The 25,672-nt window shown below is 72.0% G+C and carries 22 protein-coding genes and 1 pseudogene; 12 read left to right on the top strand and 11 right to left on the bottom strand.

Annotated features, from left to right (window positions below; translation table 11 throughout):
* Window positions 1–26: 26 nt before the first annotated feature.
* From FHU34_RS19605 to FHU34_RS19595, 3 genes are all read left to right on the top strand, one after another.
* On the top strand, window positions 27–782 hold the full coding sequence (locus FHU34_RS19605) for a MerR family transcriptional regulator (protein WP_145782712.1): 756 nt from the start codon (window positions 27–29) through the stop codon (window positions 780–782).
* Between the two features lie 10 nt (window positions 783–792).
* Window positions 793–2,001, top strand: coding sequence for a D-alanyl-D-alanine carboxypeptidase family protein (locus tag FHU34_RS19600; RefSeq protein WP_145782710.1), 1,209 nt, complete (start codon window positions 793–795; stop codon window positions 1,999–2,001).
* Window positions 2,002–2,071: 70 nt separating this feature from the next.
* Window positions 2,072–2,917 (top strand): peptidylprolyl isomerase, encoded by an 846-nt coding sequence (locus tag FHU34_RS19595; protein WP_244311738.1) that lies wholly within the window; start codon window positions 2,072–2,074, stop codon window positions 2,915–2,917.
* Window positions 2,918–3,050: 133 nt separating this feature from the next.
* Here the strand turns inward: FHU34_RS19595 and FHU34_RS19590 are convergent, their stop codons facing one another.
* Window positions 3,051–4,088 carry a LacI family DNA-binding transcriptional regulator gene (locus FHU34_RS19590; RefSeq protein ID WP_145782708.1) on the bottom strand — a complete coding sequence of 346 codons (1,038 nt, stop codon included), beginning with the start codon at window positions 4,086–4,088 and terminating at the stop codon, window positions 3,051–3,053.
* Window positions 4,089–4,426: 338 nt separating this feature from the next.
* On the opposite strand from FHU34_RS19590, the gene FHU34_RS19585 reads away from it, so the two are divergent.
* From FHU34_RS19585 to FHU34_RS19575, 3 genes are all read left to right on the top strand, one after another.
* Window positions 4,427–5,266 carry a M15 family metallopeptidase gene (locus FHU34_RS19585; protein ID WP_244311737.1) on the top strand — a complete coding sequence of 280 codons (840 nt, stop codon included), beginning with the start codon at window positions 4,427–4,429 and terminating at the stop codon, window positions 5,264–5,266.
* A gap of 49 nt (window positions 5,267–5,315) precedes the next feature.
* Window positions 5,316–5,822, top strand: a complete 507-nt coding sequence (locus FHU34_RS19580) for a DinB family protein (RefSeq protein WP_145782706.1) — start codon at window positions 5,316–5,318, stop codon at window positions 5,820–5,822.
* Window positions 5,823–6,103: 281 nt separating this feature from the next.
* Complete coding sequence (locus FHU34_RS19575; RefSeq protein WP_208745041.1) at window positions 6,104–7,573, top strand: arabinofuranosidase catalytic domain-containing protein; 1,470 nt, start codon at window positions 6,104–6,106, stop codon at window positions 7,571–7,573.
* A gap of 50 nt (window positions 7,574–7,623) precedes the next feature.
* On the opposite strand, the gene FHU34_RS19570 is transcribed toward FHU34_RS19575, so the two are convergent.
* Window positions 7,624–8,811, bottom strand: coding sequence for a spore photoproduct lyase family protein (locus tag FHU34_RS19570; RefSeq protein WP_208745040.1), 1,188 nt, complete (start codon window positions 8,809–8,811; stop codon window positions 7,624–7,626).
* A 157-nt stretch (window positions 8,812–8,968) separates the two neighbouring features.
* On the opposite strand from FHU34_RS19570, the gene FHU34_RS19565 reads away from it, so the two are divergent.
* From FHU34_RS19565 to FHU34_RS19555, 3 genes are all read left to right on the top strand, one after another.
* Window positions 8,969–10,276 (top strand): RICIN domain-containing protein, encoded by a 1,308-nt coding sequence (locus FHU34_RS19565; protein ID WP_244311736.1) that lies wholly within the window; start codon window positions 8,969–8,971, stop codon window positions 10,274–10,276.
* A gap of 21 nt (window positions 10,277–10,297) precedes the next feature.
* Complete coding sequence (locus tag FHU34_RS19560) at window positions 10,298–10,759, top strand: hypothetical protein (RefSeq protein WP_145782703.1); 462 nt, start codon at window positions 10,298–10,300, stop codon at window positions 10,757–10,759.
* Window positions 10,760–11,115: 356 nt separating this feature from the next.
* Window positions 11,116–12,315: an RtcB family protein gene (locus tag FHU34_RS19555; protein WP_145782701.1), complete on the top strand. Its 1,200-nt coding sequence runs from the start codon at window positions 11,116–11,118 to the stop codon at window positions 12,313–12,315.
* Between the two features lie 41 nt (window positions 12,316–12,356).
* On the opposite strand, the gene FHU34_RS19550 is transcribed toward FHU34_RS19555, so the two are convergent.
* From FHU34_RS19550 to FHU34_RS19525, 6 genes are all read right to left on the bottom strand, one after another.
* The gene (locus FHU34_RS19550; RefSeq protein WP_145782699.1) at window positions 12,357–13,148 is read right to left on the bottom strand and encodes a maleylpyruvate isomerase family mycothiol-dependent enzyme; all 792 of its coding nucleotides are present in this window, start codon (window positions 13,146–13,148) and stop codon (window positions 12,357–12,359) included.
* Between the two features lie 110 nt (window positions 13,149–13,258).
* A complete protein-coding gene (locus tag FHU34_RS19545) occupies window positions 13,259–14,752 on the bottom strand; it encodes an MFS transporter (RefSeq protein WP_145782697.1) in 1,494 nt (497 codons plus the stop codon).
* A 34-nt stretch (window positions 14,753–14,786) separates the two neighbouring features.
* Entirely contained in the window at window positions 14,787–15,416 is a 630-nt protein-coding gene (locus tag FHU34_RS19540; RefSeq protein WP_145782695.1) for a TetR/AcrR family transcriptional regulator, read from the bottom strand.
* Window positions 15,417–15,557: 141 nt separating this feature from the next.
* Window positions 15,558–16,454: a Gmad2 immunoglobulin-like domain-containing protein gene (locus FHU34_RS19535; protein ID WP_167524845.1), complete on the bottom strand. Its 897-nt coding sequence runs from the start codon at window positions 16,452–16,454 to the stop codon at window positions 15,558–15,560.
* Entirely contained in the window at window positions 16,451–17,833 is a 1,383-nt protein-coding gene (locus tag FHU34_RS19530) for a sensor histidine kinase (protein WP_145782693.1), read from the bottom strand. Before FHU34_RS19530 ends, FHU34_RS19535 begins: the two co-directional genes overlap by 4 nt.
* Before the next feature lie 14 nt (window positions 17,834–17,847).
* A complete protein-coding gene (locus FHU34_RS19525; protein ID WP_145782690.1) occupies window positions 17,848–18,528 on the bottom strand; it encodes a response regulator transcription factor in 681 nt (226 codons plus the stop codon).
* A 166-nt stretch (window positions 18,529–18,694) separates the two neighbouring features.
* Here FHU34_RS19525 and FHU34_RS19520 point away from each other — a divergent pair, with 166 nt between their 5' ends.
* A complete protein-coding gene (locus tag FHU34_RS19520) occupies window positions 18,695–19,033 on the top strand; it encodes an L-rhamnose mutarotase (RefSeq protein WP_244311735.1) in 339 nt (112 codons plus the stop codon).
* A gap of 129 nt (window positions 19,034–19,162) precedes the next feature.
* Here FHU34_RS19520 and FHU34_RS19515 read toward each other — a convergent pair whose 3' ends face one another.
* Complete coding sequence (locus tag FHU34_RS19515) at window positions 19,163–19,675, bottom strand: hypothetical protein (protein WP_145782687.1); 513 nt, start codon at window positions 19,673–19,675, stop codon at window positions 19,163–19,165.
* Between the two features lie 190 nt (window positions 19,676–19,865).
* Here FHU34_RS19515 and FHU34_RS19510 point away from each other — a divergent pair, with 190 nt between their 5' ends.
* The gene (locus tag FHU34_RS19510; protein ID WP_145782685.1) at window positions 19,866–20,762 is read left to right on the top strand and encodes a hypothetical protein; all 897 of its coding nucleotides are present in this window, start codon (window positions 19,866–19,868) and stop codon (window positions 20,760–20,762) included.
* A 72-nt stretch (window positions 20,763–20,834) separates the two neighbouring features.
* Here the strand turns inward: FHU34_RS19510 and FHU34_RS19505 are convergent, their stop codons facing one another.
* Complete coding sequence (locus FHU34_RS19505; protein ID WP_145782683.1) at window positions 20,835–24,002, bottom strand: AfsR/SARP family transcriptional regulator; 3,168 nt, start codon at window positions 24,000–24,002, stop codon at window positions 20,835–20,837.
* A gap of 357 nt (window positions 24,003–24,359) precedes the next feature.
* A complete protein-coding gene (locus FHU34_RS19500; RefSeq protein WP_145782681.1) occupies window positions 24,360–24,941 on the bottom strand; it encodes an AMIN-like domain-containing (lipo)protein in 582 nt (193 codons plus the stop codon).
* 308 nt (window positions 24,942–25,249) lie between these two features.
* On the opposite strand from FHU34_RS19500, the pseudogene FHU34_RS33780 reads away from it, so the two are divergent.
* Window positions 25,250–25,657 (top strand): annotated as a pseudogene (locus FHU34_RS33780) (snapalysin family zinc-dependent metalloprotease); the annotation flags it as partial.
* Window positions 25,658–25,672: the final 15 nt, after the last annotated feature.

Raw genomic sequence — 25,672 nt, 5'->3', positions numbered from 1 at the left:
CGTGGTAACCGGTACGGTTACCCGTCGTGAACTCCGAACCCGTCGCACGGCTGCGCGCCGTCGACCTCGCGGCCACCGTCGGGATCTCGGTGCAGCAGGTGCGCAACTACGTCGAGCAGGGGGTGTTGCCGCCGGCGGGCCGTACCGCCAGCGGGTACCGGATCTTCACGACGGAGCACGCGCGGGCGCTCACGGTGGCGCGCCGGCTGGCCGAGGGGCACGGCTGGATCCGTACCCGGGAGATCATGGCGGCGGTGCACTCCGGTGACCTGCCGGCGGCCCTGGCGGCGCTCGACGGTGGGCATGCCGAGCTGGACCGGGAACGCGCGGAGATCCGCCGGGTGCTCGGCGCCTTCGAGACCGTGCTGGCCGGCCCGTCGCAGGCCCGGCCCGCGCCGCGCCGCGACGCCCGCATCGGTGAGGTCGCCGCAGTGGTCGGGGTCCGGACCTCGCAGCTTCGGCTGTGGGAGGAGCGCGGGCTGCTGCGGCCGGGACGCGCCCCGGGCACCAACTACCGGGTGTACGACGAAGTGGAACTACGCGCCGCGCAGGTCATCGCGCTGCTACGCCGTGGTGCGTACCCGTTCGAGATCATCGAGGCGGTGCTGGGCGAACTGCGGACCACCGGCAGCCCGCAGCGGGTCCGTGCCGAGCTGGCCCGCCGTGAGCAGGAGCTGCACGCCCGGAGCCTGCGCAGGCTGCGGGGCAGTGCCGCGTTGCACGACTATCTGAGCGCTCGGGTTGACCCGCATCCCATCCCGCGGAGCGAGCGTCGTGACTAGGGTCGGGCACATGAGAGCTGCGCTGCTGGCGGCCACGACGTCCGCCCTCCTGCTCGCTCCCGCGCCGGTCGCCGTGGCGGGAGCCTCCGCCGTGCCCACGGTCCGATGCCCCCGGGTGCCGGCACCGGCGATGTCCCGTCCACCCCGGCCGTCGCCCCCGCCCGCCGTGCCCGCGCAGCGGGTCGTCGGCGGGGCCGGGCTGGACACCGTCGGCCTGGTGGTGCCGACCGGCGCCCCTGCGCCACCGGGGGTCACCGCCACGTCGTGGCTGGTCGCCGACCTGGACAGCGGCCAGGTGCTCGGCGGTTGCGGCCCCCACGAGTACGGCACACCCGCCAGCGTGCAGAAGCTCTTGCTGGCGGCCACCATGCTGCCCCGGCTGGACCCGAACAAGACGGTCACCGTCACCGACGAGGACATGGACATCGAACCCGGATCCTCGGCCGTGGGCCTGGTCGCGGGAGGCCGGTACACCATCGAGACCATCTGGCTCGGGTTGCTGCTCAACTCGGGCAACGAGGCCGCCAACGCGCTGGCCCGACTCGGTGGCGGCACGGACAGCGCCGCCGGTGTACGCGCCATGAACGAGCACGCGCACCACCTCGGCGCGCTCCAGACGCACGCTGTCACCCCGTCCGGGCTGGACGGGGCGGGCCAGTTCACCAGCGCGTACGACCTGGCGTTGATCGCCCGGGCCTGCTTCGCCCAGCCGACCTTCCGCCGGTACGCGTTGACCGAGCAGACGTCGATTCCGGCCCAGCCGGCGCAACGCACCAAGGGTTTCGACATCCAGAACGAAAACCAGCTCATCTACCGGTACCCGGGTGCGCTCGGCGGTAAGACCGGCTTCACCGACCTGGCCCGGCACACCTACGTGGGGGCGGCGGAACGGGGAGGACGGCGGCTGGTGGTGACCCTGCTCGGCGCGGAGTCGGCGCCGAAGCGTGGCTGGGAGCAGGGTGCCGCGCTGCTCGACTGGGGGTTCACAGTGCCCCGGGACGCCTCGGTCGGCCGGCTGGTCGAGCCGGGCGAGCTGACCGCGACGCCGTCGGCGGCACCGTCCGCGCTGGCGGCGCCCGGTGCGCCCCGGCCGGCGGCGGCCAGCGGGCCGGGACACAGCGGATCGGGATGGCTCTGGTCGGTGACCGCTGCCAGCGGGGCGGGCCTGCTGGCATTGATGGGCGGGCTGCTGTGGCGGCGACGCCGCCGGCTGCCCTGACGAATCGACATCGGGCGCTGCCCTCCATAGACTCCGGTCTTTGTGGCACCACGAGTCCAGGAGGATCCCTGTGTCGAGTGAACTCCCACCGCGCCCCCGCGTGGCGGCACCCCGCCGCGCCCTGACCCGCCTCGCGGGGGTGACCGTGCTCGCCGGGGCGCTGGTCGTCGGCGCGTCGGCCGCCGCGGTCGCCGCGCCCGGCCCGTCGGCAAACGCGTCCGGCCTGTCGGCCACCGCGTCCGCTGCGCAGCGCATCGACGCCGCCACCCGACCGCCGCGCACCACGCACGGCCCGTGCGCGTACACCGAGACGCCGGACGAGCCCGCTGCCCGACCGGTGCCGCTGCCGCCCGACCCGCGACGCACCCCGTCCCGGGGAACGGTGCGGGTGACCCTGGCGACCAACCACGGGCCGATCGGGCTGACACTGGACCGGGCCGCCGCGCCGTGCACCGTGCAGAGCTTCCTGCACCTGGTCGGCAAGCGTTTCTACGACCGCACGTCGTGCCACCGGCTCACCGCGTACCCGACGCTGAGCGTGTTGCAGTGCGGTGACCCGTCCGGCACCGGCGAGGGCGGCCCGGGATACCGGTACCGCGACGAACTGCCCACCGACCTGCCGCCGGCGCCCACCGACCCGACCGGGGAACGCCGGGTGTACGCCCGGGGCGTCCTCGCGATGGCCAACGCCGGGCCGGACACCAATGGCAGCCAGTTCTTCCTGGTGTACGCCAACTCGGCGCTGCGCCCCAACTACACGATCTTCGGTGAGGTCGACGCCGCCGGGCTGGCCACCCTGGACCGGATCGCCGCCGGGGGAGTGGCCCCGACCGCCGAGGATCCCGCGCCTGTCGACGGCGCGCCCGCGCTGCCGGTGACGATCCGCAAGGCCGTCCGCGCGCACCACCACCACTGACAGTGCGGCGCGGTGGGCGACTCGTCGTCGCTCACCGCGCCCAGCGGCCATCGGCCGGGTTCCTAACCGGTCGCCGCAATTACCGGAACCGGATCGGAAGTGCTCCAACCGGTCTCCGGCGCAGTTCCGGCCGTCACGACGGGTCGGGCGACCCGGTCGGCGGGGCGGCGGTGCTGTCCCGCACGACCAGTTCGGTGGCGAGTTCGACACGTGGCGAGTCGATGCCCTCACCCTGCGACAGGCGCAGCACCGTCCGTGCCGCCAACCGTCCCATCTCGACCAACGGCTGACGCACCGTGGTCAGCGGCGGTGACGCCCAGCGGGCCTCCGGCAGGTCGTCGAAGCCGACGACGCTGACGTCGTCCGGCACTCGCAGCCCTCGGCGTCGAATGGCCTCGTAGACCCCGAAGGCCATCTGGTCGCTGGCGGCGAAGATGGCGGTCGGCGGGTCGGGGAGGTCGAGCAGCGCCGTACCGCCGGAGAACCCGGAGGCGTGGTAGAAGTCACCCGGGTAGATCAACGCGTCGTCCACCGGAACCCCGGCGGCCTCCAGCCCGGCCCGGTAACCGTCGAGTCGCGCACGGCTGCACAGCAGGTGCGTCGGGCCGGCCACGAAGCCGATGCGTCGGTGCCCGATGGAGAGCAGGTGTTCGGTGGCGGCGAGCCCACCGGCCCAGTTGGTCGCCCCGATGGTCGGCACGTCCATCGCCGGAACGCCGGCCGGGTCGACCACCACCACCGGCACGTTGAGGCGGCGTAGCTGCGCGTGCAGCGGCGGGCTCAGGTGCGAGGTCACGAAGATGACACCGTCGGTGGCCCGGGTGCGTAGATTCTGCAACCACTGCCGGGCAGCGGTGGGCTGCCGGTGGATCGCGGAGACCACAGTGCCGAGGCCCGCGCCGTGCCCGACATCCTCCACGCCACGGATGATTTCCACGGCCCAGGGGCTGTCCAGGTCGTTGAAGACCAGGTCGACCAGGCCGGCGCGGCGAACGCTGCGGCTGGTGCGACGCCGGTAGCCGTGGTGACGCAACAACTCCTCGACCCGCTCCCGGGTGCCGGGGGCCACATCGGAGCGACCGTTGAGCACTCGTGACACCGTCGGCACCGAGACCCCGGCCTCCCGTGCGATCGCGGTGATGGTCACCCTGCGTCCGTCGTCCGCGCCCACCCGCGTCTCCTTCACCGAGCCGGAGGAACGACCACCAGGTGCCGTCCGCCGTGTGTCCCGGAACGGCGTGCCCGTTCCACGCGTCATCTTGCCTCACCGGTAGGGGTTCACGACACGCCAGGTCGGCTCGGGACCCCACCAGAGTTGCGGAAAAGTTCCGGAAGCCTATCGGGCGGATGGCATCGGCCAGCCCGTCAAGGGACCGCCCGGCGTCTTGATCGACTCGGGTTTCGTGATGTCGCGGTATCCGAGCGTCCTCAACACCACGGTAAGCAGGAACGCGAGTGGATCATGGTCACCGTCTGCGGCAGCCCGAGTGGGGCTGATAGACAGGACTGGTGCGTACCCGGGTCGCCGTCGTGCTCGCGTTCGCCGCGCTGCTCGGCGGCTGTTCGCGGCCGGAGCCCCAGCCCGCGCCGGCGTCGTCGGCCGCGTCGCAGCCGCCGCCGGTACACCCCACGCCGTCGCCGAGCCCTGGCGAGCGGCTGCCCGGCTTCGTCGTGCTGACCGACCTCGACCCGCGCATCCACGCCGACATCCGCTACGCCACACCGCACAACTTCGTCGGCCGTCCGATCACCGGCTATCGCGAGCCGCTGTGCCTGCTCACCCTGCAGGCCGCGGAGGCGCTGCGGCGTGTGCAGGACGCCGCACTGGCCGGCGGGCACAGCCTCAAGGTGTACGACTGCTACCGCCCGCAGCCGGCGGTGGACGACTTCGTGGCCTGGGCGAAGCGACCCGACGAGCAGCAGACCAAGGCCGAGTTCTACCCGGACGTGGCCAAGAACCGGCTCTTCGCCGACGGGTACATCGGGGCGCCCACCGCGCACAGCAGAGGCAGCACCATGGACCTGACCCTCGTCGACGAGCCACCCGCCCGCCAGCCCTCGTACCGGGTCGGGCAGCCGCTGGTCGCCTGCACCGCACCACGCGGGCAGCGTTTCGCCGACAACAGCATCGACATGGGTACGGGGTTCGACTGTTTCGACTCCCGGGCGCACACCGCCGACGCCCGCATCGCCGGCGCACCCCGGGACAACCGCCGATTGTTGCAACGGCTGATGACCGACGCCGGGTTCGTCAACTACGACCGCGAGTGGTGGCACTACAGCCTGCGCGACGAGCCGTACCCGGACACGTTCTTCGCCGCGCCGGTGGCCCGTTCCTCGGTCGGCTGACCCACGGCCGACACCGCAGCCGCCGGCGCCATCCGGCATGATCGTTTCAATGACCACCGAACGGATCGGCCCCCCGGTCACCGGCGACGAGCGGGAAACGCTGCGCGCGTTCCTCGACTTCCACCGCGCGACGCTGGCTCTCAAGTGCGAGGGCCTGTCCGACGAGGAACTGCGCCGGCAGTCCATGCCGCCCTCCACGCTCTCCCTGCTCGCCCTGGTGCGGCACATGGCGGAGGTGGAACGTGCCTGGTTCCGGCGGGTCATCGACGGCGAGGACGTTCCGTTGGTCTGGTCCGAGGTCGGCGACTTCCAGCAGGCCTACGACGCCAGCTCGGCCACCCGGGCGGAGGCGTTCGCCGCCTGGGAGCGTGAGGTCGAACAGGCTCGCCGGATCGAGCGCGCGGCTCCATCGCTGGACGTGACCGGCCGCAACGTCCGCTCCGGCGAGATCGTGTCGCTGCGGCTGGTGATGCTGCACCTGATCCACGAGTACGCCCGGCACAACGGCCACGCGGACTTCCTCCGGGAGGGCATCGACGGCGCCGTGGGCGTGTAGTCGGTGGTGGTGGCCCTGGCCACCACCACTCACACGTCGTACGCCACGGCCCGCGCAACGACGCTTTTCGATGACAAACAATAGACGTATGATGTCTATCCCATCAGGAGTATCGTCGAATCGATTCGCCTGAACCCGCCCGGATCATCGACGATTCTCGCTCCCAGGATTACCCGCACATCGGATCCAGGCGACCGCTGGGCTCCACTCCGGCGGGCCGGCGTCGCCGGCCACCGGCACGCGCCACGCCCCCATCACCCGTTCGAAAGGATTCGCCGAACGTGAGAAGAAGACTCGGTCGCTTCCTGGCCGCCGCAGGAATCCCGTTGCTCCTCGCCGTCGGTGCCGGTGGTTACGTGGTCTCTGACCCGCCGCCAGCCCGCGCCGCCACCACCGGCCCGTGCGACATCTACGCCTCGGGTGGTACGCCGTGCGTGGCCGCGCACAGCACCACCCGAGCGTTGTACGGCGCGTACAACGGACCGCTCTACCAGGTCCGGCGATCGTCGGACAGCACCACCCGCGACGTCGGCGTGCTGAGCGCCGGAGGCTACGCCAACGCCGCCACCCAGGACACGTTCTGCGCCAACACCACCTGCGTCATCACCGTCATCTACGACCAGTCCGGCCGCAACAACCGCCTCACCCAGGCCCCGCCCGGCGGCTTCGCCGGCCCCGCCCCCGGCGGGTGGGACAACCTCGCCGACGCGAAGGCCGCGCCGGTCACCGTCGGTGGCCAGAAGGCGTACGGCGTCTACATCGCCCCCGGCACCGGCTACCGCAACAACAACACCAACGGCGTCGCCACCGGTGACCAACCCGAGGGTATCTACGCGGTCGTCGACGGCACGCACTACAACCAGTGGTGCTGCTTCGACTACGGCAATGCGCAGACCAACAACCTGGCCGACGAGCGCGCGATCATGGAGACCGTCTACTTCGGCGCCAACAAGCAGTGGGGCTACGGCGCGGGGGCCGGCCCGTGGATCATGGCGGACCTGGAGTGGGGGCTGTTTTCCGGGGTGAACGCCGGTTACAACAACATCGCCTCGATCAACCACCGCTTCGTCACGGCCATGGTCAAGGGCGAGCCGAACCACTGGGCGATCCGGGGCGGCAACGCGCAGTCGGGCAGCCTCACCACCTACTTCGACGGGCCACGCCCCAACGGCTACCACCCGATGAAGAAGGAGGGCGCCATCCTGCTCGGCATCGGTGGCGACAACAGCATCACCGGCCGCGGCACCTTCTTCGAGGGTGTACTGACCTCCGGCTACCCGTCGGCGGCCACCGAGAACGCCGTGCAAGCCAACATCAACGCCGCCGCGTACGCGCCCGCCGGAGGCGGCAACCCCCAGCAGAACGTCCAGGTCGTCGGCGGCCAGTCCGGCCGCTGCGTCGACGTGCCGAACGGCACCACCACCAACGGCACGCAGGTGCAGCTCTGGGACTGCATCAGCAACAGCACCGCGCAGCGTTGGACCTACACCGCCGGCAGACAACTCCAGGTGTACGGCAACAAGTGCCTCGACGCCAATGGCCAGGGCACCACCAACGGCACCCAGGCCATCATCTGGGACTGCCACGGCGGCACCAACCAGCAGTGGAACCTCAACGCCAACGGCTCCATCACCGGCGTGCAGTCCGGACTCTGCCTCGACGCCAACGGCGCCGGGACCGCGAACGGCACCAAACTCATCCTGTGGGCCTGCAACGGACAACAGAACCAACAGTGGTCCACCCGTAGCTGAGCACTCGGCGACACCCCGGGGCCGGGCCGCCCTCGTGCAGTGAGGGCGGCTCAGGTCCAGTAGAGGATCCGGCAGGCCGGTACGCGGGCGGTCAGCTCAGCGGTGAACCAGTCACGCAGCTCGGCCATCGTGTCGCGCGGGTAGACGTACTTCACCGCGCCGAACTTGCCGTGCTTACGGCTGCGGGACTCCTCGTCCATCTCCAGCCGGGTACGCGGGTACCAACCGAGCAGCACCTCCTTGCTGCCGGGGGTGAACCGATGGGTGATCAGCTCGGCGGTCAGGTCCAGCTCCGGCACCCCGTCGACAGCCGCGCGGACCTGGTCGATCAGCCCGCCGTAGGCCTCCCGCCAGTCGGGTAGCGCGATGATCGGCGCGATGGTCAACCCCACCGGGTAGCCGTCGAGCGCGAGCCGGCGCAGCGCGGCCAGGCGGTCCGGCACCCGGGCGGTGCCGCCCTCGAACCGAACGCCTACCGGGGCGCAGTTGACGCTGAACCGGACCCGGGTGCGGCCGGCGTGCGGCAGCCCGACGAAGGTGTCCACGTCGGCGTACTTGGTCGTCCAGCGCAACTGCACCGGTGCGTCCCAGTCGGCGAAGTGCTGCACCGCCCGCCGCCAACTGCCGGTCAGGTGCTCCAACGCGAGTGGGTCGGTGTAGCAGGACGCCTCGAAGGTGGTGCCCTCGTCGGCGCGCCGCGCGTTGCGGCTCGTCACCGTGCCCCGCCCGGCGTACGGGGCCAGTCCGGCCAGGATGTCGTCGAGGTCCGCGTACACCCGGGTGACGGGTGGGCCGGACAACGAGCCGGCCAGGTAGCAGTACTGGCAGTGCGCGGGGCAGCCCTCGGCCAGGTCGACGCGCCAGTCGGCGCTGGGCGCGATCGGTTGCAGGGTGCGCCGCGAGGGTGGGCTCACCACGATCGCCATGGTCGCCTTGGCCCGCGCGTACGTCTCCCGGTCGGTAGGTCCGCGTACCCCGGTGAGCCGGTTGGATTTCAGGTGTTCCACCTCGATGCCCAGGGCCCGCACCCGTTCGACGATCCGTTGCCCGTGGGGGTGTTCCAGCGCGGCGGGGGTGGCCACCACGCGGCCCGGGGTCCAGCGGCGAGCAGGCCTGGCCGGCGGCGCGAGACCGGCCAGGTCGCGGGTCGACACCCGCTCGCCGCTGGCGTCGTGCGGGGCTGCGGGTACGTCCACGGCGAGTGGCTGGTCGACGTCGACGGCGTCCGGGCTGGTCACCGGGCCGGGGTACCCGCTGCCGCAGGAATCCCACCCGTTCGGGCGATCGGTGATTGACGTGATCAGGTCAGAGGAATAACCTTTCGTCTATCTGTAAACAATGTGAACAGATGCATCTCGACGCGGCGGCGCGCGTCCCCACCGAAGGGACGATCAGGTGATCGCAGAACTCTCCTCCCGTACCAGACGAATCCTGTCGTTGTTCGTCGCCCTGGTCGTCGCGCTGACCGCCGGTGTCGCGGTCAGCGCCTCGCGCTCCGCGCAGGCCGCGCCGACGTTCAAGGTCCTGGCCTTCTACAACGGCACCTGGGACGACGCGCACATCGACTTCGTCAAGGACGCCCGGGCCTGGTTCCCGCAGGCCGCCGCCCAGCACGGCTTCTCTTGGGAAGCCACCAACAACTGGAGCCTGCTGAACACCTCCAACCTGGCCCAGTACAAGGTCATCATGTTCCTGGACGACGCGCCGCCCGCTGCGCAGCGGGCCGCGTTCCAGCAGTACGTGCAGAACGGCGGGGGATGGCTGGGCTTCCACGTCAGCGCGTTCACCACCAACCCGTCGAGCTGGAGCTGGTACTACAACACGTTCCTCGGCACCGGCTCGTTCCAGACCAACACCTGGGGGCCGACCCGGGTCACGATGCGCGCCGACAACCGCACCCACGCCGCGACCCGCAACCTGCCGGCGACGTTCCCCTCGTCGATCAGCGAGTGGTACTCCTGGAGCAACGACCTGCGGCAGAACCCCAACATCGACATTCTCGCGTCGGTCGACCCGTCCAGCTTCCCGGTCGGCACCGACCCCAACCAGTCCTGGTACGGCGGCTACTACCCGCTCGTGTGGAGCAACCGGCAGTACAAGATGCTGTACGCCAACTTCGGCCACAACGCGATGAACTACAGCACCAAGACCGGTCTGTCGTCCACCTTCGACAGCCCGCAGCAGAACCAACTGCTGATCGACGGCCTGCACTGGCTCGCCGGGGTCAGCAGCACGCCCCCGACGACGCCCCCGCCGTCCGACGGCATCTCGCCGACCGCCTGGCACACGGTGGTCAACCGGGGCAACGGCAAGTGCGTGGACGCCCGGGCCGCCGCCAGCGCGAACGGCACCGCCATCCAGCAGTACACCTGCAACAACAGCACCGCCCAGCAGTACCAGTTCGCGCCGACCAGCGGCGGGTTCCTGCGAATCAACAACCGCAACAACAGCGCACAGGTGCTCGACGTGACCGACCGGTCGACGGCCGACTCGGCGCCGATCCAGCTCTGGAACTACAGCGGCGGCAACAACCAGCAGTGGCGCGCCGAATCCGAGGGCAACGGCTACTACCGCCTGGTCAACCGCAGCAGCGGCAAGTGCCTGGACGTGCCGGGAGCGTCCACCGCGGACAGCGTCCAGCTCATCCAGTACACCTGCAACGGCACCGCCGCGCAGTCGTTCCGCCTGGTGGCCATGTCATAACTCCGCTGTAGCCTCGCGGCCATGGCGATTCCCGACCTGGTGCCGATCGCGCACGAGCCCGACTACCGCACCAGCACCATCGGCCACTACGACAAGGGTCAGTTCTTCGGCTCCGTCACCGCCACCCTCACCGACGGTGCCGGAGCCGAAGACGACTGGTACCGCCACAAGCGCTGGTACGCGGTACTGCACCGGTTCGACGCCGACGGCGCGCACATCGACTCGGACATCTGGTTCGCCGGCACCAGCGAGACCGAGGACGCCTCCATCGACCGGGCCGAGGCCCGCCTCGCCGAGTGGCTGGACGCGCTGCCCGGCCGGCACTTCGCCGACATCGCCATCCGGCTGTTCCAGGTCGAGGTCGACGGGCACGTCTTCGGGCTGGTCGACTGGTCCCACGAGTACGACGGCGAGGACCACGCCGAGTTCCTCCCCGACGACCTCGGGTTCGACCCGCCCTGGGACGGCTGTTACGACACCTGAGCCGCCCACCGACCCAGCCGGCCACGCTCGGGCGGCGGCGAAATCCCATTGCGGACGCGCCGCCGCCCTCCTACTGTCAGCGGTGCAAGGTCAACCGATCAACCCGAAGGGAGTACGCCGTGTCGCGACGCGTCCGCACCAATGCCCTCCGGCGGCTGCTCCCTGCCGGCACCCCTGCGTGTGACACCGCCAAAACCCGTGCGTACCGCCCGTTGCGGGGCGTGCCGGGGTGGCGCGACTGACGCCGACGCTGACGCGTCCGCCGGCCGCCCATCCCCACCGGGATCGGGCGGCCTCTTCGTATCCGCGCACCGCGCCTGACCATTTCGGTCACCATTCGACAGAAGGAACCCACGATGGGATTCACCCCTCTCGCCGGCACCCGGGCTCCGGTCCGGGTCTGGACCGACCCGTACGCCATCGAGGCGCAGGCCGCCAAGCAGCTGCGCAACATCGGCGCGCTGCCCTGGGTGCAGGGTGTCGCCGTCATGCCCGACGTGCACTTCGGCAAGGGCGCCACGGTCGGCTCGGTCATCGCGATGCGGCAGGCCGTCTCGCCGGCCGCGGTCGGCGTCGACATCGGCTGCGGGATGTCGGCGGTGCGAACCTCGCTGACCGCCGCCGACCTGCCGGACGACCTGGGTGGGCTGCGCTCCGCGATCGAGGCCACCATCCCGGTCGGCTTCACCCAGCGGCAGGACCAGGTCGACACGCGTCGGGTCCGTGGCCTGGAGCAGGCCGGCTGGGACGACTTCTGGGGGCGGTTCGCCGGCCTGGACCGGCGGGTGGCGCAGCTGGAGACGCGGGCGCGGCGGCAGCTGGGCACCCTCGGTGGGGGCAACCACTTCATCGAGGTCTGCCTGGAGCAGGGTGGGGCCGACGAGGGCCGGGTCTGGCTGATGCTGCACTCGGGGTCCCGCAACATCGGCAAGGAACTGGCCGAGCGGCATATCAGTGTGGCCCGGGGCCTGCCGCACAACGCCGACCTGCCCGACCGGGACCTGGCGGTGTTCCTCGCCGGCACGCCGGAGATGGACGCGTACCGGCGGGACCTGTGGTGGGCGCAGGAGTACGCGCGGCGCAACCGCGCCGTCATGCTGGCCCTGCTGTGCGGGGTGGTGCGGGAGCACTTCCCGCACGTCTCGTACGACGAGTCGATCTCCTGCCACCACAACTACGTCTCCGAGGAGAGCTACGACGGGGTGGAGGTGCTGGTCACCCGCAAGGGCGCGATCCGGGCCGGTCGGGGTGACCTGGGCATCATCCCCGGGTCGATGGGCACCGGGTCGTACATCGTGCGGGGTCGGGGAAACCCGGACGCGTACTGCTCGGCGTCGCACGGCGCGGGGCGGCGGATGTCGCGGGCGCAGGCCAAGCGGACGTTCAGCACCGACGACCTGGCCGCGCAGACCGCCGGGGTGGAGTGCCGCAAGGACGCCGGGGTGGTCGACGAGATCCCCGGCGCGTACAAGGACATCACCGAGGTGATGGCCCAGCAGGAGGACCTGGTCGAGGTGGTCGCCCACCTCAAGCAGGTGGTCTGCGTGAAGGGCTGAGAGGTCGCGCGGGCCGGGTCACCGGCCCGCGCGACACCCGCTCAGAAACCGGCGAAGACCCGGCGCAGGTCGTCCAGGGTCACCGGGCCGGTCACCCGCACCCCGTCCGGGGTGTACGCGGGACCGAGCCGGCCGACCGCCAGCCGCAGCCACGCCTCGGCCGGCGCGACCAGCTCGCCGTCGGGCTGCTCCGGCGCGTCGACGATCTCGACCGTCTTGCCGAGCCGCAGCCCGAACGTGCGCTCCGGCGCGTGCAGTCGCAGCAGCAGTGTGGCCTCCCGGCCGGCCAGCTCCTGCGGCCGGCTGGTCCAGGACAGCATGCCGCCGACCTGGTCGAGCAGCAGCGCCACCGCAGCCGGCGTCACCGCGGCGAACGTATTGAACGCCACCTCGGCGTCCCACTGGTGCAACGCGAACTCGCTGAGCCGGAAACGGCCCGCGGTGGCCACGTCGACCGGCTCCGGCAGGAAGCCGAGGTCGATCCGCAGCGACGCCCGCGTCTCGGCGTCCAACGCCTCGTACGCCTGGACCAGCCGCTCGTTGGCGGCGAGGAACCCGGCGGCGTGCTCGGCCGGGGACATCGCGTCCCAGCGGGCCCAGACGCCACGGTTGAAGTCGCCGTCCGGGCCGGGCGTGCCGGCGCGGGCGGCGTCCAGCGCCGCCAGGTTGATCTCGGCGCCGCTGCCCAGGTGGCTCAGCACCTGGGACACCTGCCACTCGCTGGCCCCCGACGGGCGGAGCAGGTCGTCTTCCTTGAGGTCCCGTACGAGCGCGGCGAGCTCCTCGTGGCCCGCGCGCAGAGCTGTGATGATCTGGTCAGCTGGGGTGGACATGGGTCTCCTCAAACGGACTTTCGACGATGGTCGGGACGTTACCGGAAGCGGTCGCCGGCCGGGCCGCCCCAAGGGTCGGGGCGGCCCGGCCAGCAGCCGTGTCGGTCAGCTCAGCCCATGTGCACTGTGTTGCCGGTCGGGATGTCCTCCTTGCGCACCTTCACCAGGAACACCGTGGCCAGACCGGCGAGCACGATCAGCACCGCGCCCCAGGCGAACGCCACGCTGTAGCCCTGCACGAGCGCCTCGACCTGGTTGACCGGGGTCGGGGCCCGACCGACGAGGTAGGTGGCGACAGCGCTGGTGTAGAGGGTGTTCAGCAGCGCGGTGCCCAGCGAACCACCGATCTGCTGGGTGGCGTTGAGCGTCGCGCTGGCCGCGCCGGCGTCGTGCTCCGGCACCCCGACCAGGGCCAGGCTGGACAGCGGGACGAAGGTGAAGCCCAGCCCCAGGCCCAGGATGACCTGGGCGGGCAGCAGGTGGGTGAGGAACGACGTGTTCACGTCGATCTGGGTCAGCACCAACATGCCCACGGCGGCGAGCGCCGAGCCGGCGACCATCAGGGGCTTGGCACCCAGTCGCGGCATCAGCTGGCTCGCGCCACCGGCGGCGATCAGCACACCTGCGGTGACCGGCAGCGACGCCAGACCGGCTTCGAGGGGCTTGTACTGCAGCACCACCTGGAAGTAGAAGGTCAGGAAGAGGAACGCCCCGAACAGGCCGGCACCGATCAGCGTCGAGGTGAGGAACGCCCCGCCCCGGTTGCGGTCGAGGATGATCCGCAGCGGCAGCAGCGGGTGGCTGGAGCGCATCTCGATGACCACGAAGGCGGCGAGCAGCGCCACACCCGCGGCGATGAAGCCGAGCGTCGCGGTGGCGTCCCAGCCGTCCTCGGCGGCCTTGGTGAAGCCGTAGACCAGGGAGACCAGGCCGGCGGTGACCACGATCGCGCCGGGTACGTCGTAGCGGGTGTTGCCGTGCGCCCGGCTCTCCGGCACCAGCGGGATCGCGAAGGCGATGGCGATCGCGGCGACCGGGATGTTGACCAGCAGGCACCAGCGCCAGTCGGCGTACTCGGTGAGGACCCCGCCGAGCAGCAGACCGACCGCCGACCCACCGCCGGCGATCGCGCCGTACACCGCGAAGGCCTTGGCCCGCTCGGTGGCCTCGGTGAACAGGACGGTGAGCAGTGCCAGCGCGGCCGGGGCGAGCAGGGCGCCGAACGCGCCCTGCAGTGCGCGGGCGGCGAAGAGCATGCCGCCTGTGGTGGCGAGGCCGCCCAGCGCGGAGGCGAGGGCGAAACCGGTCATACCGACCAGGAAGGTGCGCTTGCGCCCCCAGTAGTCGGCGATCCGGCCGCCGAGCAGCAGCAGACCGCCGAACGCCAGCGTGTACGCGGTGACGACCCACTGCCGGTTCGCGTCGCTGATGCCGAGGTCGACCTGGGCCTGCGGCAGCGCGATGTTCACGATGGTGGCGTCCAGGACGACCATCAGTTGCGAGACCGCGATGACCGCCAACGCGATCCAGCGCCGCGGGTGCGGCGCGCCTGTCGACGTCCCGGCGCCGGGCGCGCCGGGGGCGGTCGAGGTGGTTCCGGGCATGGTGAAGCCTTCCGTGTTGCGAGATGTCGGTGAATCAGGCCTGGGACGGGCGGTCGTGCTGGTAGCGGAGTACCGGGATCAGCACCTGGTCGACGACCTGGGTGAGGAACGCGTCGTCGGCGGGTAGGCCGTGCGCGACGATGCGGGACATGGTGAGCGCGGGCGCCAGATCGTGGAACAACTCCCGTTCGCCGGCCTCCGGCGGGATCTCCCCCCGGGCGGCGGCGCGGACCAGGATGGCGGTGCTGGCCACCCGCCCGGCCGGCAGCACCTGGTGGCGCACCAGACGTTCCAGCTCGGGGTTGGTCCGCATGGCGAAGGTCAACGCCTGCATGAGGTCGCAGTCGGCCGCGCAGATCGCGACAGTGGCCCGCAGCAGCTCGATCAGGTCGCCGCGCAGCGAGCCGGTGTCGGGTGGGTTGTGCACACCCACCTGCCGGTCGCGCAGGGCGGCGACGACCAGTTCGGCCTTGCCGTCCCAGCGGCGGTAGATGGTGGCCTTGCTGACGTGGGCGCGAGCGGCGACGGCGTCGATCGTCAGCCGGTCGTAGCCGACCTCGCGCAGCAGGGCGATGACCACGGCGAACAGGTCGGTGTCGGTGCAGCGCGGAACACGAGCCGCCGGTACCCCGGCGCTCGTGCCCACCTGCTGACCACCCAGCATCCCCGACGACCCCCCGCGAAACGATGTCGTACTGACACTAGTTCGCGGTTGCCCGAACGTGCAGGCTTTCGTGAGTTGCGTCGCACGCAGACTGCGGAACGATTGCGTTTCCGTGCGCGGTCCGGCGGATGAACGAGCTGGTCAGTCGGCCGGTGCGAGGATCACCGGCACGCTCGTCGTGTTGATCCGTGAGCCGTCGCGCGCGGACACCTCGTACACCTCGATCGTGCCCTTCTGCTCCCGGGTCGTGCGCCAGCCGACCAGCACCCGGTAGCCGCCCCGGCAGCCGCTGCCGCAGCTGGCGGTGCCGAACCCGGTGGCCACCTCCCGGCCGGCGGAGTCCAGCACCCGGACGCTCACCGTGGCCTCGAACACGTCGGCGGTCCCGGTGACGACGAGTGGGGTGGTGACGCGTTCGCCGGCGGTCGGCCCGGTGACCACGATCGGCGGCAGCAGGTCCGCGTAGTCCGCCCGGTCGACCGGGTCCGCCCCGTCGAGGCGGACCCGGCGCACGGTGGGGAACTGAGTGAGTGTCCACACCACCTGGGCCTCGCGGAGCCGCCGTCCCGCACTGTCGCCGGACGGGCCGCGCAGGGTCGCCGTGCCGTCGGTGATCCGGGTGACCTCGACGTCGGCCGGGACGAGGGTGCGCAGCCCGACGGCTTCCTCCGCCGGTGTCGGGCCGCGGGCCAGCTCGGTCAGCGCCAGCCGGGACGTGGCCACGGTGGCCGGCCGGGACCGCCTGGTCGGTACGAGCTGCTCGGCGCGGACGAACCACAACTCCACTGTCACGGTGCCCCCGGCGGGAGTGCTCGTCGGCGACGACGGCGTGGTCGAGGGCGGCTTCGGTGGATCCGTCGGCGGGGTCGGCTCGGGTCGCTCGGAGGCCGCGGCGCTGGACGGCGTGACGACCACCGGTGCCGTACCGGACGGCGCTGCCGTGGGCGCCGGGCCGAGCGCTCCGGAGCGCGGGCTACCGCACCCGCCCACGAGCAGTGCGGCGACGAGCGTCGCCCCGGCGACACCGCGCGGGCTCACGCCGCACCGTCCGCCGGCAGCTCCAGCCGGAAACAGGCACCGGCGTCGGGCCCACTGCGGACGCTCAGCACCCCACCGAGCAGCGCGGCGTGCTCCCGCGCGATGGCCAACCCGAGCCCGCTGCCCGGCGCCGAGCGGGACCCGTCGACCTGGTGGAAACGGTCGAACACCAGGGACAGGTGCTCCACCGGGATGCCCGGCCCCTGGTCGGTGACCTCGAAGACGACCAGCGGGCCCGCCCCGACGACGGTGGCCTGGATCTCCCCGCCGCCGTGCTCGACCGCGTTGGCGACCAGGTTGGCCAGCACCCGTTCCAGCCGACGCCGGTCGGTGCGCAGCGTGACGGCGTCGCCGCCCACCAGCACCCGATCCGACCAACCGCGCGCGGCGACGATCCCGTGCAGCAGCGCCGACCCGTCGACCGGCCCGACCTCCAGCTGCTCCCGTCCGGCGTCCAGTCGGGAGATCTCCATCAGGTCCTCGACCAGCCGGCGCAGCCGGACCACGTCGTCGACCAACAGCCGCGCGGCTGGCCGGGCGTCGTCGGGCAACTGGTCGAGGTGCTCACGCAGCAGCGACGCCGCGGCCACCAACGAGGTCACCGGGGTACGCAACTCGTGCGCGACATCGGCGGTGAACCGCCGCTCGCGGGCCTGCGCGGCCGACAGTGCCCCGATCTTCGACTCCAGTGCCTCGGCCATCTCGTTGAACGTCGCCGCCCAGACGCTGAACTCGTCGCGCCCGCGCACCGGCAGGCGGGTGGCGAGCAGGCCCTCGGTGAGCGCTCGGGCGGCCCGGCTGGCCCGGCCCACCGGCTCCAACGTGCGCCGCGCCAGCGCGTGACCGACCCCGGCGGCGAGCAGCACCACGAGCACCCAGCCCGCCACCAGGGCGGTACGCAGCTGACCCAGGTCGGTGGCGACGTCGTCCTCCACGGTGAGGACGTACAACTCGGCGGTCGAGCCCGGGATGCGCCCACCGACCACGAGCAGCCGGGGACGCTGCGCCGGGGCGGAGCGCTGGTAGCCGAGCTGCCCGCCCGCCACCGTGGCCCGTAACCCGGTGCCCAGCTCCGGGGCGTACGCGGGGTGCGAGGCGCGGGCCGGGCCGTCGACGAGCACGACGTGCCGGCCGCTGGCCTCGAAGCTGGTGAGCAGGTCGGCGCTGCGCTGGTCGCTCAGGGGGAGGAACTGCCCGGCGAGGACGAGTTGGTAGCGGGCGTCGGCGGTGGCCTCCCGCAGCGACGCGTCCCACCAGGACTGCCGCAGCAGCAGCCCGGTCCCGCCGGCGAGCAGCCCGGCCGAGACCCCGGCAACCAGGATGAACGCGATGGTCAGCCGGCGCCGCAGGCGGCCCGGGGGCACCGCGCGTCCGGCCATCGCTGTCCCTCCCGTCAACCCGTCGACAACTTGTAACCGGCGCCGCGCACGGTCTGGACCAGTCGTGGCCGCGCCGGGTCCTCCTCGACCTTGGCGCGGAGCCGTTGCACTGCCACGTCGACGAGCCGGGAGTCGCCCAGGAAGTCGTGGTTCCAGACCAGGTGCAGCAGCAACTCCCGGGTGAAGACCTGGCCGGGTCGACGGGCCAACTCCAGCAACAGGCGGAACTCGGTGGTGGTCAGCGCCACCTCCCGGCCGTGCCGGCGGACCACGAAGCCGCCGGGGTCGATCTCCAGGCCGCCGACCTCGATGAGCGTCGACGGGACGGGCGCGCTCACCCGGCGTAGCACGGACCGGACCCGGGCGACCAGCTCGGGCAGGTCGAAGGGCTTACGGAGGTAGTCGTCGGCGCCGCACTCCAACCCGACCACCACGTCGATGGTGTCGGTGCGCGCGGTCAGCATGAGGATCGGCACCTGACTGGTCCGCCGGATCTCCCGGCAGACCTCCAGGCCGTCCAGAACGGGCAGCATGACGTCGAGCACGATCAGGTCGACGGGATGAGCCCGCCAGGCTGCCAGGGCCCGCCGCCCGTCGACGGCGCTGTCGACCCGGAAGCCGGCACGGCGCAGCCCGAGGACGGTGACCTCCCGGATGGAGGCGTCGTCCTCGACCACCAGCACGCGGCCCTCCATCACCTGAGGGTAGACCCGTCGCCACGCTGCGCAGCCTGCCGAAACGGCTGATCCCAGAGACCAGGCAGCCCCTCTGCGAAGCACCGTCCAACCGCTACGGTCAGATGATTTCGGCACCCCTCGATCAGCTCACACGAAAGGGCACGACGTGCAACGTCATGGCTGCGTGATCCGACTCCGCCCGGACCAGCGGGAAACCTACCTGCGGCTGCACGCCGAGGTCTGGCCGAGCGTCGAGCAGACGCTGCGCGACGCCAACTTCCGCAACTACACCATCTTCCTCCACGGCGACCTGCTCTTCGGCTACTACGAGTACGTCGGTGACGACTACGACGCCGACCTGCGGTTCATCGCCGCCGACCCGCAGACGCAGGAGTGGTGGAAGCTGACCGACCCGTGTCAGGAGTCGATCGCCGAGCCCGGCTCGGGGGACTGGTGGGCTCCGATGCGCGAGGTCTGGCACCTGACCGACGACGCGGCCGCGGGGGCGTCCGGCCAGGCCTGACGCCGGGCTTCTCGGCCGGCTCTCGCCGGTCGGACGGTAGGGGAGCCCCTGCCTGACGGCTTCGCCGGTGCAGGGGCCCCTCGTCGATACCTGGTCGTGACTACCGAGTCACCCCGTGACCTGATACGCCTAGGGCAGCCACCACGGCGCGAAGTACGGCGCCGACGCTCCCTCGGTCGCAAAGGACCACCCGCCCGCCGGTGCGCTCTGCAGCCTGATGACGACGTTCGCCACGTAGGTCGAGCTGACCGGGCTGAAGTCGACCTCGCTGTACCAGGTCCGCCCGTTCGGGGCGCAGAAGTCCGACGCGTTGTCGGTGTAGGTCACCACCACGCCGTTCTGGTAGGTGACGACCATCTGCACCCGGACGCACTCGCCGGACGCGTTGTTGATGTAGATGCGCCCGAGCAGCCGAGGCGCCCAGGTGCCGTTGACGAGATCCCACTCCAGCCGGCCGTCAGCCTTGGGATCCCCGGAGATGTTGCCCAGGTCGCCGTCGCCGAAGTCGAAGTGCTGCTCGGTGATGGAGAACCGGTCGGTCCGCTGCACCGCAGCCTGCGCCGGGCTCGCCCCGATCAGCCCGAGTGCGCATACCACCAAGGGCACCGCCAGGAGCCGGGTCGCCGTTCTGCTGATCCGCATGTCTTCCTCCTCGATCGCGCCGCGACCACTGCGCGGCGTCTGACATCGAGTCTCGGCAGGGACCTCAGGGTCACGTCACGATCCGCTCCGGGTCGCGACTCGGCGCGGGCACACCATGACGCCACCCTGAGGTTCGCCCGGACCATGGTGATGCCCGGCCACAGTGGGCCGGCGAGAGCGAGGGAGCGACATGCGCACGGTGGACATCGCACGACGGACGGTGGCGGGCACCGTCGCCGTCGCGCTGGGCGTGGCAGCAGGAGCGGCCGCACCGGACCGGCCCGCCTTCGCGGGAGGGTTCGCACCGGTACGGGTCGCGGAGGCCAGCGACAGCGACGGAAGCGTGACCAAGATCGTCACCGCGGCCTGCCCCGGGGCGAGCTCCGTCTTCGCGGCGGGCGCTCGGATCGTGAATGGAAATGGCGGTGTCGTGCTGACCGCGATGGAGCCCGACGCGGAGCTGACCTCGGTGACCGTCACCGCGACAGCCCGGACGGGACACGTCAGCGCATGGTCAGTGGTGGCCTATGCCACGTGCGACTTGTCCACGAGCCCACCGGTGCGGGCGACGGCCACTGTCGCATCGACGTCGACGGTGGAGGTGAGCTGCCCGGGCAGCACACGGTTGTTCGGCACCGGTTTCCGCACCGAAGGACCGGTGGACCAGACGTACGTCGACGAGGTCGCCTTCGGCCCCGGGCTGCGGACGGTGCGGGTGCACGCCGGCGGCACCGCCGAGCCGGCGAGTCTCACGGCCGTCGGCGTCTGCAAGGAGCCCACTCAACCGACCGGGCCGCCCGGCGTGCGCGTCGAGGCCGCCAGCGGGCACGACGGCACGTGGCCGAAGACGGTCGTCACCCCCGATGCCGGCCCGAACGCCCACGTGTACGGCGTCGGCGCGCGCGTGACGGGCGAGGGCAACTTCTTCCTCAGCGCGCTCGTCCCCAGCGCAAACCTCCGCCAGGCGGGCGCCGAGGCCGTCCGGGCGAGCCAGTTACCCGGGGCGGCCGCCGCCCGGGACGATGCCGAAGGGGACGGTGAAGGCTCGCTCACCGTATCCGCCCTGGAGTCGTCCGTCTTCCACTGACCGGTCGCCGTTCGCGGGCCGGCGACCTCGGTTGGGCGCCGGAATCCGGCGGCCGGCAGGGGTCCCCGCCGGTCAACGCCCGCGATCGGGCGCCGGATCCCGCCGGCCGTTGCCGGCCGCCGGTGGACTCTGGCGAGCGGCGGCCTGTGGTTGTCGGCCTGGCCGGGGTGACGCGAGGATGATCTCGTCCGGCGGGTGCACTCCGATGGCGAACATCGCTTCGCGGTACCGGGCGAGGGCCCGGCGTGCCTCGCCGTGCTGGCCGCCGGCGACCAGCGTGCGCACCAACGCCCGGTGCGCCGGCTGGTCGTACGGATCCCGTTCCAGCAGCCGCAACAGGTACGTCACCGCAGCCGCCGGGCCCGCCGTGGCTCGGCTGACCTGGGCCAGCATGCGCAGCAGGCCGAGGTACGCCGCCCGCGCCTCCTCGCGCAACGGACCGGACCAGTCGGCGTACGGCTCGTCCTCGAACGCGTCGGCACGGTACAGCCGGTCGGCGGCCAGCAGCACCGTCCGCCCCTCCGCCAGCGCCCCCCGCTCCACCAGGCGACGCGCGTGCGCGACGTGCGCGAGGAACTCCTCGACATCCACCCGCAACCGGCTGACGTCGAGCGCGATGCAGGCATGATCGGCGACGAGGAAGTGGTCGGGGGCGAACGTCTTCGTCGGGTCGAACACCCCGCGGACGATCGAGAGCAGGACCGACAGCCGGTGCCCGGTGCGATCCGGGTCGTCGTCCGGCCACAGTAGTTCGCACAGCTCGCCCCGCGGCACCGGGCGGCCGCGTCGCGCGACGAGGATCCGTACCAGGTCACGCGCCTTGCGGGACTGCCACTGCGAAGCCGGCACCGGGTGGCCGTCGAGGTGCACCTCGAACCGGCCGAGGGCCCGGATCACGACGCGCTGATAGATCGGCCCGGTGCCGGGCGCCCAGCCGCCGGAACTGCTCGCCGTCCGATCCACCAGGGCGCCGGCGAGAGCGACCTGCTCGCCCGCGAGAAGGCCGGCCAGCCGATCGTCGATGTCAGCCCCGGGCAACCGCCCGAGTACGACCAGCAGCCTGGCCGCCTCGACCGCCGCACCGGCCCGAGTCCAGATCACGCACGCCTCGCGCAGCGCCTCGCGGGCCCGCCCGAGGTCCTGCTCGGCGGCAGCCCGCAGTTCGAGCGCGTCGGCCAACCCGGCCAGGTCGCCCTGAACGCGCGCGATGCGGGCCGCCTCGCCAGCGAGCGTGGTGGCCCGGTCGGGCGCGGCCATCCGGAGCGCCACCCAGCCCTGGGCCAGCAGTGCCGGCACGACGATCTCGTCCGCGACGCCCCGGGCGGCCCGGTCGGCGTGCTGCGCCGCTGCCGGCACATCGTCGTCGAGTCGCACCAGCGCCAGCCCGGCGAGCGCGGCCACCAGGACATGCGCGTTGCCGGTCTCCTCGGTGACCCGGATCGTCTCCTCGTAGGCGGCGCGCGCCTGCTCGCGCCAGCCTCGCCGGCGGTACAGCTCACCCAGTCCGAGCAGCGCGTGGATGAACCGGCGGGAGCCTTTCTGCTGGTAGAACGCCAGCGCTGCCTGGTACCGCTGCACCGCCTCGTCGTACCGACCGAGCATCGCCAGCGCTTCCGCCTCATTGCTGGTGGCGATGGCGCGCAGACTGGGTGCGCCGGCCAGTGCGGCATACCGGGCCGACCGCTCGGCCATCGTCAGCGCCTCGGCGAAGCGGCCGGTACGCAGGAACTGGTGCGTACGGTTGGTGTGGATCCGGGTGAGCAGCAGGACGTCACCGGTGCGTTCCGCGATCGGCAGTGCCAGGGCGAAGTGCTCCTCGCTGCCCGCGCTGTCGCCGGCGACACTGAGGCACAGGGCGACGCTGAGGTGGGTCGTGGCCAGTACGTCGTCCTGCCCGGCGCTGGTCGCGCCGGCGAGCGCCTGCCACGCGTAGTCGATGGCGGTCTCGGTGTCGCCGGCCAGCAGGTGTGCGTGTGCGGTCCAGGCGAGCAGTAGCGCCTGATCGGTGGGCGGGGCGGCCCGGTCGAGTGGCTGGCCGAGGATCGCCAGGGCCGCCCGGGCGTCACCCCGCTGGTAGTGGATCCGACCCATCCGCCAGGCCAGGCCGGCGTCCCAGGACTCCGCGGCGACGGCGTCGTACTCGTGGGTGGCCGCGCCCAGGTCGCCGAGGGTGCGCAATGCGTCGCCGAGCAGAAGGCGCAGCCGCCGGCTGCGGTGCCGTTCCGGCAGCATGCGGACCAGCTCGATCACCGCGGAAGAGCGACCCGCTGCGATCATCCGATCGCCGTGCGCGTCGAGCACCCGGGAGCCCGCCGCGTGGTCCCCGGCGCGCAGGTACTCGCGGGCGGCGGCGACCGGCGGTCCGTGCTCGTCGTACCAGGCTGCTGCGGCGACGGCCGTGTTGCGGACCCGGTCGGCGGTCGGCGCTCGGTGCCCGTGCCGGGCGGTCTCGACGACGATCGGCACGAGGTGCTCCTCCGGCGTCGGTGCGCCCGGACCGGCCGCCGCCCAGGCCGGCCGGGTCAGCAGACCAGTGCGACGCAGCCCGTCGACAATGCGCGCGGCGCCGCGGTGGCCGAGGGCACGGCACAACCCCACGTTCACCGGCGTCAGCGTACCGACCTGGCGGAGCAGCCGGCTCGCCTCCGCTGGCAGCGCGGCGAGCACCTCGTCGGCGACGTACCGCGCGATCGGCCCATCGGGCTCGCTGAGGATCGGGGCGAGCGGCCCGGTCGGCACCCCGCCCAGCCGTAGGGTCTCAGCGGACAGATGGACGAGCGCCGGCCAGCCGCCGGTCGCCGCGTGCACCCGGTCGGCGAGGTCCGGAGTGGAGAGGCCGTACTCCTCGGCGATCAGGTCGGCGACCCGTTCCGGAGAGAGCGCCAGGTCGGCGGGGCCCAGCTCGGTCCAGAGACCGCTGCCGAGCAGGCGGGTGGCCGGCACCGACATCGGCCACCGCGAGGCGAGGACGACTGTGACGTCGTCCGTCCAGCGCCCGACCTCCTGTAGCAGGAGGTGCAGATGCTCCGCCGAGGTCGGCGGCAGGTCGTCGACCACGACCACGCGGTCGCCGGCCGCGACGGCGTCGGCGACGAGTTGGCGTACGGGTCCCTCGTCCCCTCGGCGCCAGCGGGCACCGGCGAGGGGGAACCAGCGGCGCAGCGCGGTGGTCTTGCCGTAACCGGCGGCGGCCACCACGCAGCAGACTCCCCGCTGACGACCTGCCCGTAACGGGTGCACCGCGCTCCTCCCGGCCGTGCCGCGTGAACCCGGACGACCAGATCGGTGTCCGTGGATTAAGGTTCACCGGCGGCCTCGGGTGAGGCAAGACCCTTGTTGGTCGCGTACCCGATCCTGGACGCGCAGGCGTGTTGCACCACGCGTGACCGCGTATCTGCTGGCCAGGGCGCTGCAGCGCCGTGGACGACCTGTGGTGGCTCTCCGTGGTCGACGACCTGCCGCCACCACTGGAACGTGTCCAGCACTGGCTACGGACGCTGCCCGCAAAGCCACCGCAAGAGCCTGGATCCGCACTGGTGGCCCGACGATCTGTGGGCTCCCCATCGCGCTACCCGTGGACGTCACCGCGTCGGCAGGTCACCACTGGTGCGCGACGTCGAGCACGATCCGGCTGTGGGTGCCCGGTCCGGTGAGCACGAGCACGCGGAACGGCAACCGCGCCCGAACACCCACCGCGAAGGTGCTGTAGCCCTCGAAGCTGCCGCCGAAGACGACGTCCCGCACCGTCGGGTAGCGCAGCAGGTTCGCGACGTGCTCACCGACCGCGTAGGGCACGGTGCCCTGGTGCGCGTCGTCGTACGCCGGGGCCCGCAGCGAGACCCGCAGCAGCGCGCCCCCGGCGGTGTACGGCGACAACGCCAACCCCTCGCCCTCGGTCCAGGTCTCGCCGTAGCCGATGGCGTAACCGTCGACCGGCCCGGCGAACTCGAACACGACCCGGTCGTAGCAGTCGTGCCGGCCGGTCCGTACCTCGGTCAACGGGGCGTCGCTCAGCGTGCCGGCCGACTTCTCCGCGCTGCCCCAGGTGATCCCGCAGTAGGCCGCCGCGCTGCTGCTGCCCGCCGCGTTGCTGCTGCCTGCCGCGCTGCTGCTGCCCACGCCGGCGACGAGTCCGGCGAGGACGACCGCCACCGCGGTCAGTGCGCTCCTGATCCTCATCGTGGTCCCTCCGTTCGATCCTCGGGGTCACGTCGCGGCGACGCTGCCGGTGGCCCTCTGTCGCCACCGTCGTCCCGCCTCGGCACGGGCGCTTCGCTGCGGTGTAACCGCTGGGTAACAGCCGTCGCCAGCGCCGGTATGACGCTTCCGCTATGACAGTCGCCGACCACTCACGGCCTAGCATCGACATATCTCAATGACTGGTGGCCGTTGGTCACCGGACGACCGCAGGGGAGTGCGTGATGTTCCGACGACAACTGCGACGTGTGGCGCTGGCCATGCTCGCGGCGACCCTGGCGGCAGCCGGGGTGCAGCTCACCACCGGCGCACCGGCCGCCGCCGTCCGCACCGTCTACTACGACGCGAGCCGGACCGGCGAGTTCCGCACCAACTTCGACCAGGCCGCGCAGATCTGGAACAGCCGGGTCAGCAACGTCCGGCTGTTGGCCGGCACGCCGGCCAGCATCACCATCTACGTCGACGACGGCTGGCCCCGGGCGCAGCCGACCGGCCTCGGCTCGGGGCGGATCTGGATGGGTCGCACGGCCGTCAACCAGGGCTACGACCGCAACCGCATCGCCGCCCACGAACTCGGTCACATCCTGGGCCTGCCGGACCGGCGTACCGGCCTCTGCTCCGACCTGATGTCCGGCAGCAGCGCCCCGGTGTCCTGCCGCAACGCGAACCCCAGCTCGACCGAGGCGAGCCGGGTGAACTCGCTGTTCGCCGGT

Origin of the sequence: Micromonospora taraxaci, assembly GCF_007830095.1 — a bacterium.
Lineage (GTDB): Bacteria > Actinomycetota > Actinomycetes > Mycobacteriales > Micromonosporaceae > Micromonospora > Micromonospora taraxaci.
The sequence above is the reverse complement of the archived record's forward strand: the minus strand, read 5'-3'. Positions and strand labels throughout refer to the sequence as shown.